The sequence below is a fragment of the Mesorhizobium sp. M7D.F.Ca.US.005.01.1.1 genome (assembly GCF_003952545.1).
In the GTDB taxonomy this organism is placed as follows: domain Bacteria; phylum Pseudomonadota; class Alphaproteobacteria; order Rhizobiales; family Rhizobiaceae; genus Mesorhizobium; species Mesorhizobium loti.
The window spans coordinates 4,950,008-4,966,291 of sequence record NZ_CP034453.1; the positions used below are offsets into that span (position 1 = coordinate 4,950,008).

The 16,284-nt window shown below is 62.9% G+C and carries 15 protein-coding genes; 5 read left to right on the forward strand and 10 right to left on the reverse strand.

Annotated features, from left to right (window positions below):
* Positions 1-74 precede the first annotated feature (74 nt).
* Together ilvN and EJ076_RS24020 are read right to left on the reverse strand one after the other, a co-directional pair.
* Positions 75-647 carry an acetolactate synthase small subunit gene (ilvN, locus tag EJ076_RS24015; RefSeq protein WP_023757090.1) on the reverse strand — a complete coding sequence of 191 codons (573 nt, stop codon included), beginning with the start codon at positions 645-647 and terminating at the stop codon, positions 75-77.
* Between the two features lie 84 nt (positions 648-731).
* A complete protein-coding gene (locus EJ076_RS24020) occupies positions 732-2,513 on the reverse strand; it encodes an acetolactate synthase 3 large subunit (RefSeq protein ID WP_126069493.1) in 1,782 nt (593 codons plus the stop codon).
* A 500-nt stretch (positions 2,514-3,013) separates the two neighbouring features.
* Here EJ076_RS24020 and EJ076_RS24025 point away from each other — a divergent pair, with 500 nt between their 5' ends.
* Positions 3,014-4,816 carry an NAD(P)/FAD-dependent oxidoreductase gene (locus EJ076_RS24025; protein WP_126069494.1) on the forward strand — a complete coding sequence of 601 codons (1,803 nt, stop codon included), beginning with the start codon at positions 3,014-3,016 and terminating at the stop codon, positions 4,814-4,816.
* An 85-nt stretch (positions 4,817-4,901) separates the two neighbouring features.
* On the opposite strand, the gene EJ076_RS24030 is transcribed toward EJ076_RS24025, so the two are convergent.
* Together EJ076_RS24030 and EJ076_RS24035 are read right to left on the reverse strand one after the other, a co-directional pair.
* Positions 4,902-5,486 carry an HD domain-containing protein gene (locus tag EJ076_RS24030; RefSeq protein WP_126069495.1) on the reverse strand — a complete coding sequence of 195 codons (585 nt, stop codon included), beginning with the start codon at positions 5,484-5,486 and terminating at the stop codon, positions 4,902-4,904.
* A complete protein-coding gene (locus EJ076_RS24035; RefSeq protein ID WP_126069496.1) occupies positions 5,483-6,634 on the reverse strand; it encodes a gamma-butyrobetaine dioxygenase in 1,152 nt (383 codons plus the stop codon). The genes EJ076_RS24030 and EJ076_RS24035 overlap by 4 nt, the downstream gene beginning before the upstream one ends.
* Positions 6,635-6,755: 121 nt before the next feature.
* Here EJ076_RS24035 and EJ076_RS24040 point away from each other — a divergent pair, with 121 nt between their 5' ends.
* Positions 6,756-7,634: a LysR family transcriptional regulator gene (locus EJ076_RS24040; RefSeq protein ID WP_126069497.1), complete on the forward strand. Its 879-nt coding sequence runs from the start codon at positions 6,756-6,758 to the stop codon at positions 7,632-7,634.
* 4 nt (positions 7,635-7,638) lie between these two features.
* Here EJ076_RS24040 and EJ076_RS24045 read toward each other — a convergent pair whose 3' ends face one another.
* From EJ076_RS24045 to EJ076_RS24055, 3 genes are read right to left on the reverse strand one after another with little or no spacing between them, the layout of a single operon-like run.
* Positions 7,639-8,166 (reverse strand): N-acetyltransferase, encoded by a 528-nt coding sequence (locus tag EJ076_RS24045; RefSeq protein WP_126069498.1) that lies wholly within the window; start codon positions 8,164-8,166, stop codon positions 7,639-7,641.
* A 44-nt stretch (positions 8,167-8,210) separates the two neighbouring features.
* Complete coding sequence (locus tag EJ076_RS24050; protein ID WP_057142921.1) at positions 8,211-8,519, reverse strand: hypothetical protein; 309 nt, start codon at positions 8,517-8,519, stop codon at positions 8,211-8,213.
* A 4-nt stretch (positions 8,520-8,523) separates the two neighbouring features.
* The gene (locus EJ076_RS24055; protein ID WP_126069499.1) at positions 8,524-9,087 is read right to left on the reverse strand and encodes an XRE family transcriptional regulator; all 564 of its coding nucleotides are present in this window, start codon (positions 9,085-9,087) and stop codon (positions 8,524-8,526) included.
* A gap of 155 nt (positions 9,088-9,242) precedes the next feature.
* Between EJ076_RS24055 and EJ076_RS24060 the strand changes: the two genes are divergently transcribed.
* Positions 9,243-11,075 (forward strand): ATP-binding protein, encoded by a 1,833-nt coding sequence (locus EJ076_RS24060; protein ID WP_126069500.1) that lies wholly within the window; start codon positions 9,243-9,245, stop codon positions 11,073-11,075.
* A gap of 224 nt (positions 11,076-11,299) precedes the next feature.
* Here EJ076_RS24060 and EJ076_RS24065 read toward each other — a convergent pair whose 3' ends face one another.
* A complete protein-coding gene (locus EJ076_RS24065; protein WP_056583040.1) occupies positions 11,300-12,091 on the reverse strand; it encodes a GGDEF domain-containing protein in 792 nt (263 codons plus the stop codon).
* Between the two features lie 129 nt (positions 12,092-12,220).
* The gene (miaA, locus tag EJ076_RS24070) at positions 12,221-13,156 is read right to left on the reverse strand and encodes a tRNA (adenosine(37)-N6)-dimethylallyltransferase MiaA (RefSeq protein WP_126069501.1); all 936 of its coding nucleotides are present in this window, start codon (positions 13,154-13,156) and stop codon (positions 12,221-12,223) included.
* Between miaA and serB the strand changes: the two genes are divergently transcribed.
* A complete protein-coding gene (gene serB, locus EJ076_RS24075; RefSeq protein WP_109668102.1) occupies positions 13,155-14,042 on the forward strand; it encodes a phosphoserine phosphatase SerB in 888 nt (295 codons plus the stop codon). The genes miaA and serB overlap by 2 nt on opposite strands.
* Positions 14,039-14,611 (forward strand): GNAT family N-acetyltransferase, encoded by a 573-nt coding sequence (locus tag EJ076_RS24080; RefSeq protein ID WP_126069502.1) that lies wholly within the window; start codon positions 14,039-14,041, stop codon positions 14,609-14,611. Before serB ends, EJ076_RS24080 begins: the two co-directional genes overlap by 4 nt.
* Before the next feature lie 38 nt (positions 14,612-14,649).
* Here EJ076_RS24080 and EJ076_RS24085 read toward each other — a convergent pair whose 3' ends face one another.
* Positions 14,650-16,164, reverse strand: a complete 1,515-nt coding sequence (locus EJ076_RS24085; protein WP_126069503.1) for a DegQ family serine endoprotease — start codon at positions 16,162-16,164, stop codon at positions 14,650-14,652.
* Positions 16,165-16,284 lie beyond the last annotated feature (120 nt).

The window sequence follows — 16,284 nt, forward strand, 5'->3', positions numbered from 1 at the left end:
CCACAGCGAGGCCAGGAGCCTCCCCCTTTTTCGAAGGCGTTAGGCCCCGGTTCGGGACGCTAACCGCCGAAGCCCTACATCGCCTGCGGGCCGCGGTTCAACGCCGCCACGCCGGTGCGGCAGATTTCGACCAGGCCGAGCGGCTTCATGATGGCAATGAACTGGTCGATCTTGGAGCCCTTGCCGGTGATCTCGAAGATGAAATGCTCGGTGTTGGCATCGATGACGCTGGCGCGGAACGCGTCGGCCAGTCGCAGGGCCTCGACGCGGGCCTCGCCTGTGCCGGCCACCTTGACGAGTGCCAGTTCGCGCTCCAGCGGCCGCTCCTGGCCGGATTCATGCGAACGCACGGTCAGGTCGACGACGCGGTGCACCGGCACGATGCGCTCGAGCTGATGCTTGATCTGCTCCAGCACATGCGGCGTGCCGCGCGTCACGATGGTGATGCGCGACAGGTGCTTCTCGTGTTCGGTCTCGGAGACGGTCAGGCTCTCGATGTTGTAGCCGCGCCCGGAAAACAGGCCGATGACCCGGGCAAGCACGCCCGGCTCGTTGTCGACCAGCACGGAAAGCGTGTGGTTTTCCGGCTTTTCCGTTTCCTTGGCGATGAAATAGGCGGAACCGGTCGGCTGTAGCTGTGCGTTCATGACATGAATCTCGATTTCAAGCTCTTGAGCTAATTCTCTGTTTGCGCACGGCTTCTCGCGACAGCCCTGCCTTGTATCTGCTGGCTACACCAGTTCCCTGCCCTTGGCGTCGATTGCGTTGGCCACCGCCTCGTCGGTCGCCTCGTCGGGCAACAGCATCTCGTTGTGCGCCTTGCCGGACGGGATCATCGGGAAGCAGTTGGCGAGCGTCGCCACGCGGCAATCGAACAGCACCGGCTTCTTCACCGATATCATCTCCTTGATCGCGTCGTCCAGTTCGTCCGGCTTCTCGCAGCGAATGCCGTGGCCGCCATAGGCCTCGGCCAGCTTGACGAAGTCCGGCATCGCTTCAGTGTAGGAATGCGACAGCCGGTTGCCGTGCAGCAGCTGCTGCCACTGCCGCACCATGCCCATATACTGGTTGTTCAAGATGAAGATCTTGATCGGCGCATTGTGCTGAACGGCAGCGCTCATCTCCTGCATCGTCATCTGCACTGAAGCGTCGCCGGCAATGTCGATGACCAGCGCGTGGGGATGCGCGATCTGCACGCCGAGCGCCGCCGGCAGGCCATAGCCCATCGTGCCCAGCCCGCCCGACGTCATCCAGCGGTTCGGCTTCTCGAAATGATAGTGCTGCGCCGCCCACATCTGGTGCTGGCCGACCTCGGTGGTGATGTAGGTGTCCATATCCTTGGTCAGCGCGTAGAGCCGCTCGATGGCGTATTGCGGCATGATCACGTCGTTGTTCATCTTGTAGGCGAGCGAGTCGCGCGCGCGCCATTTGGCGATCTGCTCCCACCAGGGGTAGAGCGCCTTCTTGTCGGCCTTGGCGCTCGCCCGCCACAGCCGCACCATATCCTCCAGCACCCGGCCGACATCGCCGATGATCGGCACCTCGGTGTGGACATTCTTGTTGATCGACGACGGATCGATGTCGATGTGGATCTTCTTCGAGTTCGGCGAGAAGGCGGTCAGCCGCCCGGTGATACGATCGTCGAAACGCGCGCCGATGCAGATCATCACGTCGCAGTCATGCATGGCCATGTTGGCTTCATAGGTGCCGTGCATGCCGAGCATGCCCATCCAGTTCTTGCCCGATGCCGGATAGGCACCGAGGCCCATCAGCGTCGAGGTGATCGGGAAACCGGTGAGATCGACCAGTTCGCGCAGCAGATGGCTCGCTTCCGGGCCGGAATTGATGACACCGCCGCCACTATAGATGATCGGCTTCCGGGCGCCCGCCATCAGCTCGACCGCCGCCTTGATCTTGTCCAGGTCACCCTGGACCTTGGGCTGGTAGCTGGTGCGCGGCGCGATCTGCGGCGGGACGTAGAATCCCTTGGCGAACTGCACGTCCTTCGGGATGTCGACGACGACCGGACCGGGGCGGCCGGTGGTCGCGACATGGAAAGCCTCGTGGATGGTCGCGGCGAGTTCGTTGACGTCCTTCACCAGCCAGTTGTGCTTGGTGCAGGGGCGCGTGATACCGACCGTATCGCATTCCTGAAACGCGTCCGAGCCGATCAGCGAGGTCGGCACCTGCCCGGTCAGGCAGACCAGCGGAATCGAATCCATCAGCGCGTCCTGCAGCGGCGTCACCGCATTGGTGGCTCCGGGGCCGGAGGTCACCAGCATCACGCCGGCCTTGCCGGTCGAGCGCGCATAGCCTTCCGCCGCATGGCCCGCGCCCTGCTCGTGGCGCACCAGGATGTGCTCGACCTCGTCCTGCTGAAAGATCTCGTCATAGATCGGAAGGACAGCGCCGCCCGGATAGCCGAAGACATGCTTGACGCCATTGTCCTTCAGCGCCTGCACCACCATTTCGGCACCTGTCATTTCGCGCCGCTCGTTCTGTCCGTTGCTCATCGGTCTGGTCCCGTACTGTCGCCATTTGGGCGTTGCTGGTCGTTTAGTCGTGTTTCAGGCAATAAAAAAGGCCCCGAGGGAGCCTGTGTCTTGCGCATGGGGGGTTTTCGCCCGGCGGTTACACCGCCTTGCCCACGCGCTTTCCTACGAGAATGAGTGCCGTTTTCATGGTGGCGGACACTAAGGGCGGGAAAGGCGGCCTGTCAACGGGAAAAATCGCGCCGGCGATGAAGACACTTCATGGCTCGGCAAATGACCATCACGATCGCGCGACGGACGCATCCTTCCCGACATCACGGCGCCGGAGCATCACTTCCATCGCCACCGCAAGGGCGCCCCCAAACCGGGTCCCGAATCGTGCTCTTCAGATAAGCCGTTGAAACCGCTTGAAACTATGGTGGGGCGTGACGAGGGCCGCTATCTCTGCCGATACTTGGCTTTCCGGCCGGCAAGTCCGGCGGAGCCACCATGACGATCTGGATTTCACGGGAGGAAACCTGATGCTCGACAAGGCCCCTAGCAAGAAACTGTCCGACCTGCTCGACCAATTCGGCGGCGCCGTCGCCGCCAATGATATCGAGAAAGCGGTCGATTGCTTTCAGGAGGATTGCTACTGGCGCGACCTCGTCACCTTCACCTGGAACATCAAGACCATGGAAGGCCGCGACCAGGTCCGCGACATGCTGAAAAGTCAGTTGTCGAAAACGAGGCCGTCACACTTTGCCATCGCCAAGGGCGAGGACGCGACCGAGAGCGGCGGGTTGATCGAGGGCTGGATCAGCTTCGAGACGGAGGTGGCGCGCGGCTTCGGTCATATCAGGCTGAAGGACGGCAAGATCTGGACGCTGCTGACCACCATGACCGAGTTGAAAGGTCACGAAGAGCCGGCGGGCTTCGCGCGGCCGATGGGCGCCAAACATGGTTCTGGTAAGAACCGTCCGACATGGAAGGAAGAACGCGAGAAGGAAGCCGCCGAGCTCGGCTTCAAGACACAGCCCTATACGGTCATCATCGGCGGCGGCCAGGGCGGCATCGCGCTTGGCGCGCGGCTGCGGCAGCTTGGCGTCCCGACCATCATCATCGAGAAGAACGAGCGAGCTGGCGACAGCTGGCGCAAACGCTACAAGTCGCTCTGCCTGCATGACCCGGTCTGGTACGACCATCTGCCCTATATCGATTTCCCGAGGAACTGGCCGGTCTTCTCGCCCAAGGACAAGATCGGCGACTGGCTGGAAATGTACACCAAGGTGATGGAGCTGAATTACTGGTCCTCGACCGAGGCCAAGAGCGCTTCCTATGACGACAAGAAGAAGGAATGGACTGTCGTCGTGCACCGCGACGGCAAGGACATCACGCTGAGGCCCAAGCAGCTGGTGCTGGCAACCGGACAGTCCGGCAAGGCCAATCTGCCGAAGTTCAAGGGCATGGAGAGTTTCAAGGGCGACCAGCATCACTCCTCGAAGCACCCCGGCCCCGACGCCTATGCCGGCAAAAAGGCCGTCGTCATCGGTTCCAACAATTCCGCCCACGACATCGCAGCCGCACTTTGGGAAGCCGGTGCAGACGTCACCATGGTGCAGCGCTCGAGTACCCACATCTCCAGATCCGACACGTTGATGGAAATCGGCCTGGGTTCGCTCTATTCGGAGCAGGCGCTGCAGAATGGCATCACCACGGCCAAGGCCGACCTGATCTTTGCTTCGCTGCCCTACAAGATCCTGCACGAGTTCCAGATTCCGGCCTATGCCGAGATGAAGAAGCGCGACGCGGCATTCTACAAGGGACTGGAAAAGGCCGGTTTCATGCTCGACTGGGGCGACGACGAGTCCGGCCTGTTCATGAAGTACCTCAGGCGCGGCTCTGGCTATTACATCGATGTCGGCGCCTCGCAACTGGTCATCGATGGTTCGATCAAGCTGAAGAGCGGCGTCGACGTCAAAGAGATCAAGGAGCATTCGGTCCTGCTCTCCGATAGATCGGAACTGCCTGCGGACCTCATCGTCTACGCCACCGGCTACGGCTCGATGAATGGCTGGGCCGCCGATCTGATATCGCGCGAAACCGCCGACAAGGTTGGCAAATGCTGGGGCCTCGGCTCGAACACCACCAAGGATCCCGGCCCTTGGGAAGGCGAGTTGCGCAACATGTGGAAGCCGACGCAACAGGAAGCGCTGTGGTTCCACGGCGGCAATTTGCACCAGTCACGCCACTATTCGCAATTCCTGTCGCTGCAATTGAAGGCGCGGCACGAAGGCATCGCGACGCCGGTCTACGGGCTGCAGCAGGTCCACCACAAGGGATAGTCAACCGGACAAGGCACCAAGGGAGGTGCGGCGAATGCCGCGCCTCCAGCATGCATATGAACAGGTGTCGAGCTTATGCCCGCCGTCAGGCGCGATCGCGAAAGTCGCTGACAACCCGCTGCAGCAGCGGCACGTAATCGCGAAACGTCCGCGTCTTCATGTTGGCGATCTTGCCGCTCTCATCCCAGATGCGGACTCGGACCGCTTCCTCGTGGAACGGGTTCTTGCGGAACTCGGCCACCTCCTCGGCGCTCATCGGTCCGCCTTGCAGCGACAGCGTATGCACCGAGGCCTGCGAGAGCTTGCCGAAATAGGTCGGGTCGGTGGCGCAGAGATAGCGCTTGGCCGCGACATGCAGCCTGACGCATTCGACGATGACAGGCGGAAAGAACGGCGCCAGCACCTCGCCACCAGCCTCGTCATGATGCTTGTCTTCGACATCCTCTGGCGAATAGGTGCCGAACTCGCTGGTGTAGTGGCCGATGTCGTGCAGCAGGGCCGCCGCGACCAGTTCGTCGGGCGCGCCGTCCTGTTCGGCGAACCAGGCGCCCTGCAGCATGTGCTCGGACATGGTGACGGGTTCACCGAGATAGGATTCCGCACCCCGGCGCTCGAAGATGTCGGCGATGAACTCGACGATGGTGTCCGCGTTCAGGTCCTGGCCGCTCATTCCGCCGCCTCCTTGAACCCGTGCTCGATCGCCGCGAGCGTCGACAGCAGGCCGTCCTTGTCGGCATAGCAACCCTGCAGCCAGCGTTTGCCGGTGCCGGAAAACGCCTTGCGGGCATGCATGACGCGCGTGTTGTCGACGATGAAAGCCTGCCCCACTTCGAGCTTGAAGGTCACCTCGAAGGATGGATCCTCGATCAGTTCTGCGAACCGGCGATAGGCGGCGTAGTAAGCCTCCATGTCGGCGAACGGCACATCGACCGTCGGCGCCAGCGAACGGTTGTTGAAGCGGATGCAGATCAGCTCGCCATCGGGCCCGAGCTCGATCATCGGCCGCTTTGCCTGCAACCGAACGCCGGAAGAGCCGGCATATTCGAAGCGCGCCGGGCATGAACTCAACAGCCGGAAGCCTTCGGGGTTCTCAGCCTGCAGCGCGGCCGCAACGGCAAACCCGTCAACGACACTGGACTCGCCACCCTCAACCGTATTTTCGATACAGGACAGGATCTGCAGTGTCGGCACCGGGTCGCGATAGGGATTGTCGGTGTGCGCCTGGAGGCCGAGATTCGTGTAGGCGAGATTGCTGGGATTGACCTCGGCGCGCACTTCGAACCAGCGCCCGTAATTGGTCTCCCTGATATAGCCGAACAGATCGGACACTTTGCAAAGCGCTCCGGATTCGGTGGGCAGATCGTCCATCACCGCGAAGCCATAGGCTTTCACCGCCGACAGCCATTGCCGCAAGACGGCTTGGTCGCCGCTGGCGGCAGAATAACCGGCGCGCGGGACCGAATTCTGCATGGTGGCCTTGGTCCATCGCACGGTGTCCTCGCCTGTCCAGCCGGGCTGGCGCGCTGCGTCGCGATCATAGGCGTTGGCGCTCAGCCATGCCGCCGGGAAACTCACCGTTTTTTGCTCGGGCACGAAGCTGATTTCCAGGGCGCCGCCCTTGATCGACGCGGCGCCGATCTTGGTGTCGGCGGGAATGTCGAGGATGGTGATGAGCCGTTGGCCGTTGCCGGCGCTGCGCGTCTTGTCGTCCAGCGCATTGTCGCGCAGCCACATGGCGTGGAAGCGCGTGCGCGACCCGTCCTTCCAGCCAAGGTCGATTGTTCTGCCTTCGTCGCCGATCCGCGCGTGGGTGAGCATGGAGATCCGTTCCTGTCCATTGCGTCCCCGCAGCCCGATCCGCAGGGTTTCGATTGCATGTTGGCCGCGCGACAGGCATAATTCAAATTATCATTTTTTGGCCAATGACCATAGTACACTAATGGCTCGAACAAACTCACCCCTGCCTCCCCTCGACTGGCTGCGCAGTTTCGAGGCCGCGGCGCGGCTGTCGAATTTCACCGCGGCGGCAGCCGAGCTTGGCCTTACTCAGGCGGCCGTCAGCCAGCACATCCGGTTTCTCGAGGAGCGGCTGAAGACGCGCCTGTTTTCGCGGCTGGCGCGCGGCGTCGCGCTGTCACCAGAGGGTGCAGCCTACCTGCCCCATATCCAGTCGGCCTTCGCCACCATCGGCAACAGCACCGCGGAATTGTTCGAGCCGCGCGCCGTCCAGACCGTTTCGATCCGCGCGCCGATCTCCTTTGCCTTGTTGATGCTCGCCCCGGCGCTGCCCGATCTGGCGAAGGCGCTGCCGCGCATCCAGCTCGACCTGGTGACGATCCATCGCCCTGCTGACTACGACTTGCCGGGCTCCGTGCTCGACATCCGCTTCGGCAACGGATCCTTTCCCGGCCGCGAAGCCGACAGGCTGACCGCCGAGCAGCTCGTGCCGGTGGCGGCGCCGGGCTTGGCCAGCGACGCAGACTGGACCTCCCTGCCGCTGCTTCTGGTTGCCGGCGCACGCGAGATGTGGGCGGAATGGTTCGCCGCCGCCGGGATGGCTGGCCACCCCAGGCGATCGCACCGCTTCGACAGTTTCGTCGCCGCCATGGAAGCGGCCAGCGCCGGCGCCGGAGTGTTACTGGGCTCGCGGCCACTGGTTGATGCGGCGCTCGACAGCAAGACGCTGGTCAGGCTTTCCGACTTCGAACTCTCCAGCACATCGGGGCATTTTCTGACCAAGGCGTCGACTGCCCGCCTGACCGGTGCCGAGCAGGATTTTCGCAACTGGCTGCTGTCGCGCCTCTCCGCGCCGGCATGACTGGCTACGAGATTGGCCCGATCCGCTTCCAGTAGATCAGTGTGCCGGTCAACCCGCCATGCGGCTTCAGGGCATAGTCCGGTATTTCGCCGGCCAGCGTGAAGCCCAACCGCTCATAGAGGCCTGAAGCGCCCTCCTCGGTTGCCGTGTCCAGAACCAGCAGCGTGCGCCCCTTCTCGATGGCGAGGCTCTCAGCGGCCCGCATCAGGCGCGTTCCCACACCCCGGCCCCGGCAACCGACTGATGTCATCAGCTTGGCGATCTCGGCCCGGTGCGGCTGGTTGGGCGGGCAGTCGAGCAGCAAGGTCACGGTGCCGACCAGGACCTCGCCGTCCCAAGCGCCAAGCACCGTCCTTTCCCCTCTCGCCGCGGCTGCCAGCGATTTCTCCCAGAACGCCCTTGCTGCCTGCGGCGCCAGCGGATGCATGAAGCTCACCGATCCGCCGGCCGCCACCGTCGCGACCAGCAATTCGGTCAGCATGTCCTGCATCCCAGCAGCCGGGGTCAGGGTTCCGATCTCGATCGAGTTCATGTGCAGGATGTCCTGTGATTGCGATAGATGCGAGCACATTGCCGTCAGTCCAGATGACGCACGCGGCGTCGCTTTCGCGCCGCCTTGATGGCGCTGATGCGTTCGGTGTCTTCTTCCCTGAGATGCCGCCCGCGCTCCAGAATCTCGAGCGTGTACTCCTCATAGGTCAGGCCAAGCCGCTCGGCTCTGTCCATGCGCAGCAGCATGACCTCGCGGCTCGGAGCCTTCCACGCCTTGGCATGGGCGGCCTGCCAGGCAAGGAATATGTAGGGATCGCCCTTGCCCCATGGCGGCCCCTTGTACTCATCGAGAGGCGGCCCCCCATTGTGGGAGCGCTTTGGTCTTCTCGCCATGATGTCAGCCCCTGACCAGCGCGACGAGATAGTCGGCACCGGTCTCCAGGGCATGGAAGGTGCAGTCCGACGGCGCTCCAAGCGCCAGGCAATCGCCTGGTTCGAGCCCGTGCACTACATCGCCCTCGACGAATTCGAGCCGCCCGGAAATGAGCCATATCTGCTGCTTGATGAAGGCGTAGGAGGCGGCCGGGAAGCTGACCTTGGCGCCCGCCGGCAGCTGCACCCTGATCAGCTCAAGCGGCATGTCGGAAGCCGGCGAAAGGTGCCGTCTGACATAGCCGGTATCGGGATCGCGCCACACCGGCTGGTCGGCCTCGCGCAGCAGCCCGCCACCCTGCAACTCCGCGCGCACGATCAAGGTTGACAGCGTCATGCCGAAGGCCGACGCGATGCGCACCAGAAGAGCCGCCGTCGGGCTGGTCTTGCCGCGCTCGATCGTGCTCAGCATCGCCTTCGAGACGCCAGAACGCTCGGCAAGTTCGGCCAGAGACCAGTCCCGCATGATCCTTTCGGCGTGTATCCTTCGGCCGATCGTCGAGGAAATATCGTTCGCTATATCATCCATACGTCTATTATAGCGAAATATGGATGTGGGAAAAGAGCCGCCTCGCGACGATTTTCTCGGGCTCCTTAATCCTCTCTACACCATCCAACCTCATCGGGCCTTAACCCCATTCCTGTAGGGTCGATACTCCAGGGGAAATGGGGATTGGCCTGTCCATGTATGTCGAACGCGAAGCCTCCGTTGGGGAACCGACATCGCAGGAGCGCCGCAACGCCGAGCAGAACGACAGACGCATCCTTGGCAATGTCGTGCAATGCGACGGCGCGCGTGCCACCATCAGCGCCTATGCGGACGATGTCGACGGCGCGGTGACCGGCCTGTGGACGGTCGGCAAGATGATTTCCATCAATCTTGGATCCACGCGAACCGTCGGCCTGGTCTACGAGATCGGCAAGTCGGATCGAGCCTGGAGCAATGAGGGCCAGAACGCGATCGAGGTCAGCATCGAACTGATCGGCGAAGTGCGTGACGGAGCCGAGCCCGGCGCCAGACCGGTCTTCGATCGCGGCATCACAACCTATCCGCATATCGGCGCCGTTGCGCACCGCATCCGCACCCGCGACCTGCAGGCGGTCTATGATCTCGCCGGGCGTCATTCGATCACCATCGGCACGCTCGCGCAGGACGAGACGATCGCCGCCAACATCGCCATCGACGACACGCTGGCGCGTCACTTCGCCATTGTCGGCACCACCGGTGTCGGCAAATCCACCGCCGTCTCGCTGCTGCTGCGCAAGTCGATCGCGGCACGGCCCGACCTGCGCATCCTGATCCTCGATCCGCACAATGAGTTCGCGGCGTCGCTGCCCGAATACTGCGTCAGGGTCGATTCCAAGACCTTGGATCTTCCGTTCTGGATGTTCACGCTGGAGGAATTCGCCGAGGTGCTGTTTCGGGGCCGTGAGACCGAGCCCGAAGAAATCGATGCCTTGCGCGACCTCATTCCGGCCGCCAAGAACCTTTACCGCAATCCGAATTCCGGCGCCTATCTGCGGCGCGGCAGCGATGCGCTGACCGCCGATACACCGGTGCCTTACCGTATCGCCGACCTCCTCAAGCAGATCGATGAGCGCATGGGCATGCTCGAAAGCAAAACCGATCGCCCGACGCTCCGATCGCTGAAGACGCGCATCGAATCGGCAGCTGCCGACCCACGCTACCGCTTCATGTTCAACTCGCGCCTGATCGAGGACACTATCCACGAGACGATCGGCAACATCTTCCGCGTGCCGCATCATGGCCGCCCGGTAACCTGCTTCGAGATGGCCGGCATGCCGTCCGAAGTGGTCAATTCCGTCTGTTCGGTGCTAGCGCGCCTGGCATTCGACCTCGCTCTGTGGAGCGAAGGCAAGCTGCAGCTTCTGTTTTTGTGCGAAGAAGCGCACCGCTATATGCCCGCCGATCCGCGTCTCGGCTTCGCGCCGACCAGGCATGCGCTTTCGCGCATCGCCAAGGAAGGTCGCAAGTATGGCTGTTATCTCGGCGTGGTCACCCAGCGCCCTGGAGAACTCGACCCGACCATCCTGTCGCAATGTTCGACCTTCTTCGCCATGCGGCTCGCCAATGAGCAGGACCAGGCGATCATCCGCTCGGCGATTGCCGACTCTTCCGCCTCGTCGCTTGCCTTCCTGTCCTCCATGGGCCAGCGCGAAGCCATCGCCTTTGGCGAAGGCGTAGCGACGACCATGCGGCTGAAGTTCGAAAAACTGCCGAGCCACCTGCTTCCCGGCACGGCCAAGCGCGAAGAGGCCGCCTCTTCGAAAGCCGGCGACGATGTCGATCTGGTGGCGATCGTCGAACGCCTGCGCAACGTGCCGAAACCAACGCAACAGGCGATGGCCTTCGCGGAAGTCGTCGATTCAGGCCGCCAGGCGGGCGATCCCGACTACCGCAAGCCACCCGCCACGCGCGCACCATCGGACGACGATTTCGACATGCGCTACGGTCTCAAGCCCGCAACCTTCGGCCTGCGCCCGCAAAACGATTAGGTCAGCAGCATCAAGTCCTCTGCCGACTGACCGAGAAGCCGCGCCAGGCTTCCGAGGCTCAGCTTCGTTAGCTTGCTTGGGTAAATCCCGAAAGGGAATTCATCAGGCCGAGTGCATGACGTGGCTTTCGAGAAGCCGGAGCGGAGCGGACATCTAGTCCGTGAGCACCGGAAGTCGAGAAAGCCGCGCCAGGCGACCGGCCTCATGAATTCTTCTTCGGGATTTTAGGCGCAGACGCGGTTGCGGCCTTGCCTCTTCGCCTCGTAGAGTTGGCGATCGGCACGGCGATAGAACTCTTCCGCCGTCTCCTTGCGGTCCCAGACGGCAAGCCCGACGCTGGTGGTGATCTTGAGGCGGACATTGCCTGAGAGCACCGACATGTTGGCGATCGCCTTGCGGATGCGCTCGGCAAACTTGCCCAGAAGCTCGGCATCCATGTTGGGCGTGACCACGGCGAACTCCTCGCCGCCCAATCGCGCCACCACGTCGTGGTAGCGCGTCATGTCCTTGAGACAGTTTGCGACGGCCTTGAGCACCTCGTCGCCAACGTCATGGCCGTGGGTGTCGTTGACCTGCTTGAAATGGTCGAGATCGAGGATCATCAGCCCGACGGGCTTTTCGATACGCCTGAACTCCTCGAGATACTCCTTCAGCGCATCGTCGAAATAGCGCCGGTTCTGCATGCCGGTCAGGCCGTCGGTCAGGGCCGCATGCTCGAGCGTTTCCGAGCGGGCGCTGAGCGAGACCGTCATGGCGCGCAGCTTGCCTTCTTCCGTCGCCTGTTTTCGGATCAGCGGATAGATGAAGAAAATGCCGAAGAACAGCGCAGTGGCCAGGAGCACGCCGGTCGCGAACAAAAGCTTGTTGAGATAGATGACCTTGTCCAGGCCCGAAGCCGTATGCAGCTCGTTGGCGAAGGATTGCAGAAGTCCATAGGCATGCAGCGTCACCAGGCCAGCGGCCAGGATCACGAAAATAAAGACGAAAAATGCTGATTCCGCCTTGTGGAAACGCATCTGCTCCCCAATGGAAAAGTGCCCACTGACCTTATGGCATGGGCGGGCTTACGGAGGGTTAACTTGGACAACCGCAACGAGAACCTTTCCTTGCAGGTAAACTTTTCTGGTTGCAATAGAAACAAGCGATCAGATCGTGGTTTCCAGATCGTCACCAGGGCGCAATCTCAGCCATTCCGGCTCCAGCTGATGCCTGAACCAGGTTGTCTGCCGCTTGGAATATTGCCTGGTCGCAATCTTGGCGCGTTCGATCGCCTCGGGAAAGCCAATCTCTCCGGCCATCGCGGCCTGCAGTTCGCGAACGCCGATCGCTTTCATCGCCGGCAAATCGCGACCGAGGCCAAGCGCCGATAGCCGCCGAACCTCGTCCAGCGCGCCTTTGTCCAGCATCTGGTCGAAGCGTTTTTCGATGCGGCCGACCAGCACCGCCCGGTCCGGCTCGATCACGAAGAAACGCGCGCTGCCCCTGTCGATGAGTGGCTGGCCGCGTTCTGCCTGCCATTCCCGGATCGAACGGCCCGACGCGTCGAGCACCTCCAATGCCCGCACGACACGCTGGCTGTCGGTCGGCTTCAGCGTCATGGCGGTCGCCGAATCCTCGCGCAGCAGCAGGCCGTGCAGCTTGACGGCGCCCTGCTCCTTCAACTCGTAACGCCAGCGGTCGCGGATCCGCTGCGGAATGTCGGGCATTTCCGAAATGCCCTCGGCCAGCGCGCGAAAATAGAGCCCGGTGCCGCCGACAAAGATTACGGGCCGGCCGGAGAGCGTGCCGTCGTCGATCAGCTTCATCACGTCGCGCAGCCAGGCGCCGGTGGAATAGGCTGTGGCCGGATGGACATGGCCGTAGAGGAAATGCGGTGCGCGCGCGAGGTCGGCCGCCTCCGGCCGGGCGGTCAGCACGTCTAGAACCGAATAGCCCTGCATGGAATCGGTGTTGACGATCACGCCACCCTTGCGTTCGGCCAGATCGAGCGCCAGCGCCGACTTGCCGCTGGCGGTCGGCCCGGCTATCAGGATCGCGTTCTTCACGCGGCCCTCGCCCGCCTGTCCGCCGGAATGTTCCATGCCGCTTGTCGCCACGCTTGTTTCCCGTCCCACTGAGCGCGCTTTGTCGCTGTCGCTTGCGAATATGGCGTCACGGTCGGTCGGCGCAAGCGCTGTTGTCTGGCTGGCTGAAGGGATTGCCTGCGATCTCGTCCTGCCCGAGGTGGCTGATGCCGCTGATACGAATGCCGCCTTGCGCACGGCACTCGCCACCGAGGCGGTCGACGTGATCGTCCAGCAGGCCGAAACCCGCCGCAAGAAAATCCTGATCGCCGACATGGATTCGACCATGATCGACCAGGAATGCATCGACGAACTGGCCGATGAGATCGGCGTCAAGGATCGGGTTGCCACGATTACCGCGCGATCGATGAATGGCGAGATCGCTTTCGAACCGGCCCTGCGCGAGCGGGTGGCGTTGCTCAAGGGTCTCGACGCCGCCGTGGTCGATCGCATCGTCGCCAATCGCCTGACGCTGGCCTCGGGCGGCCGCGCGCTGGTCCGGACCATGCGCGCCAATGGCGCCTGGACGGCACTCGTGTCCGGCGGATTCGAGGTCTTCACGACGCGCATCGCGGCCATGCTCGGCTTCCAGGAGAACCGCGCCAATCGCCTGCTCGAACAGGACGGCCGCTTCACCGGGCTGGTCGGCGAGCCGATCCTCGGCCGCGCCGCAAAGGCCGACGCGCTGCTCGAAATTTCAGCGCGGCTCGGCCTGACCCCCGCCGACGCCATCGCGGTCGGCGACGGCGCCAATGATCTCGACATGATCCGCCTGGCCGGTACCGGTGTCGCGCTTCACGCCAAGCCAACGGTCGCGGCACAGGCAAAGGTCCGCATCGACCATGGCGACCTGACTGCGCTGCTCTATGTGCAGGGCTACAAACAGGAAGAGTTTGTGCAATGAAACCAATGCGTACCGAGCGCCTGATCCTGCGCAACTGGGAGGATCGCGACCGCGCACTTTTCCATCGCATCAACTCCGACGAACAGGTGATGGAGTTCTTTCCGTTCCGCCGCGATCGCGCCGCCGCGGATGCCAAGATGGACGAGTTCCGGGCCTGGATCGCGGAGGACGGATACGGTTTTGCCGCCGCCGAGATCACCGCCACCGGTGAATCCATCGGCTTCATCGGTCTCCTCGACACCGATCATGTGCCATCCCTGCCCGCCGGCACCGTCGAGATCGGCTGGCGGCTGGCACCTGAGTTCTGGGGCAAGGGCTATGTCACCGAGGCAGCCGAAGCATGGCTGGCCTACGGCTTCGAGACGCTTGGCCTCGATGAAATCGTGTCATTCGCCGTCGCGGCCAACCGCCGCTCCACCGCCGTCATGCAACGCCTCGGCATGACCGCAGATCCGTCCGGCGATTTCGACCACCCCAGCATTCCCGACAGCCATCCCGCGCTCAAACGACACGTGCTCTACAGGCTGTCGCGCCAGGACTGGCAGGCAAGAAAAAGGGCGGCTCGCTAGCCGCCCTTTTCTTTCAGTGCTGTCGGATCTTCCGGAGCTCAGTCCATCCGTATCGTGACGAACCTGAGCTCGCCGGTCTTCGACGCCAGCATCAAGAGCGCATTCTTACGCCCCTGTTCCTTCAAGGCGCCGATCCGGTCCATGACGTCCTTGGGCGTGGCAACCGATTCCTGTGCGATCTCGGTGATCACCTCGCCCGGCTGGATGCCTCGCTCAGCGGCAGCCGAATCCTTGCTGACATCGGTGATGACGACACCGGAGACGTCGGCGGCAATGCTGAACTTCTTGCGCGTCTCGTCGTTCAGTTCGCCGACCGTCATGCCGAGCACCGAAGCCGTCGAAACGGCTGGAGCCTTGTCGCCCTTGTCCTGGTCGGTGTTGCTGCCGTCCTCGCCGCTGGCGAGCTTTTCGCCATCCTCGAGCCGGCCGAGCGTCACTTTCACGGTCTGCTCGACACCCTTGCGCACGATGAGCACGTCGACAGCCTTGCCGACCGGGCTTTCGGCGACGACGCGCGGCAGGTCGCGCATTTCATGGATGTCCTTGCCGTCGAACTTGATGATGACGTCGCCGGCCTGGATGGTCCCATTGTCGACCGGACCGCCCTTGATGACGCCGGCAACCAGCGCGCCCTTGGCAGTCGCCATGCCGAGGCTCTCGGCGATGTCGTCGGTCACCGGCTGGATGCGCACGCCGAGCCAGCCGCGCCGTGTCTCGCCGAACTGGCGCAACTGGTCGACGACGCCCGAGGCGAGCTGGGAGGGAATGGAGAAGCCGATGCCGATCGAGCCGCCGGAAGGCGAAATGATCGCGGTGTTGATGCCGATGACCTCGCCCGCACTGTTGAACAGCGGTCCGCCGGAATTGCCACGGTTGATCGCGGCATCGGTCTGGATGAAGTCGTCATAGGGGCCGGAATTGATGTCGCGGTTGCGGGCGGAGACGATGCCGACCGTCACCGTGCCGCCGAGGCCGAACGGATTGCCGATCGCCATCACCCAGTCGCCGACGCGCATCTTGGTGGAATCGCCGAACTTCACGGCTGTCAGCTTGTGGCCCTTCGGATCGACCTTCAGCACCGCGACATCCGTCTTGGTATCGGTGCCGACCAGCGTCGCCTTCAAGGTGATGCCGTCGGAGAAATTGACCTCGATGTCGTCGGCGTCGGCGATGACATGGTTGTTGGTGACGACGATGCCTTGCTCGGCATCAATGACGAAGCCGGAGCCCAGAGACTGCACCTTCTGCGCGCCGTTATCCTTGTCGCCGCCACGGTTCTTGAAGAAATCGTCGAAGAAATCCTGGAAGGGTGAGCCCTCGGGCAACTGAGGCATCGGCACCGCACCCGGACCTTCGGTGCCCTTCACCGTCTGCGAGGTCGAGATATTGACCACGGCGCCGAGCAGGCCTTGCGCCAGGTCGGCGACCGAAGCAGGTCCATCCGCGGCAAATGTCGGTGTCACGGACGGGACAGCGACGGCGCTGACAAGAAGTGCCGCCGCGCCGGCGATGAACGTCCGCCGTGCCGCGCGCAAAATAGTATTGGATGTCATCGAGAAGCCTCCCGGTATTCTTGAAAAGAAAAGCGCTTCGACGAAAACGCCGCGTCGCGCCATGTTGGCAAAAAATACGGCACGTTTGCGGCTATGACTATCGGCAGAGGATAAATCATC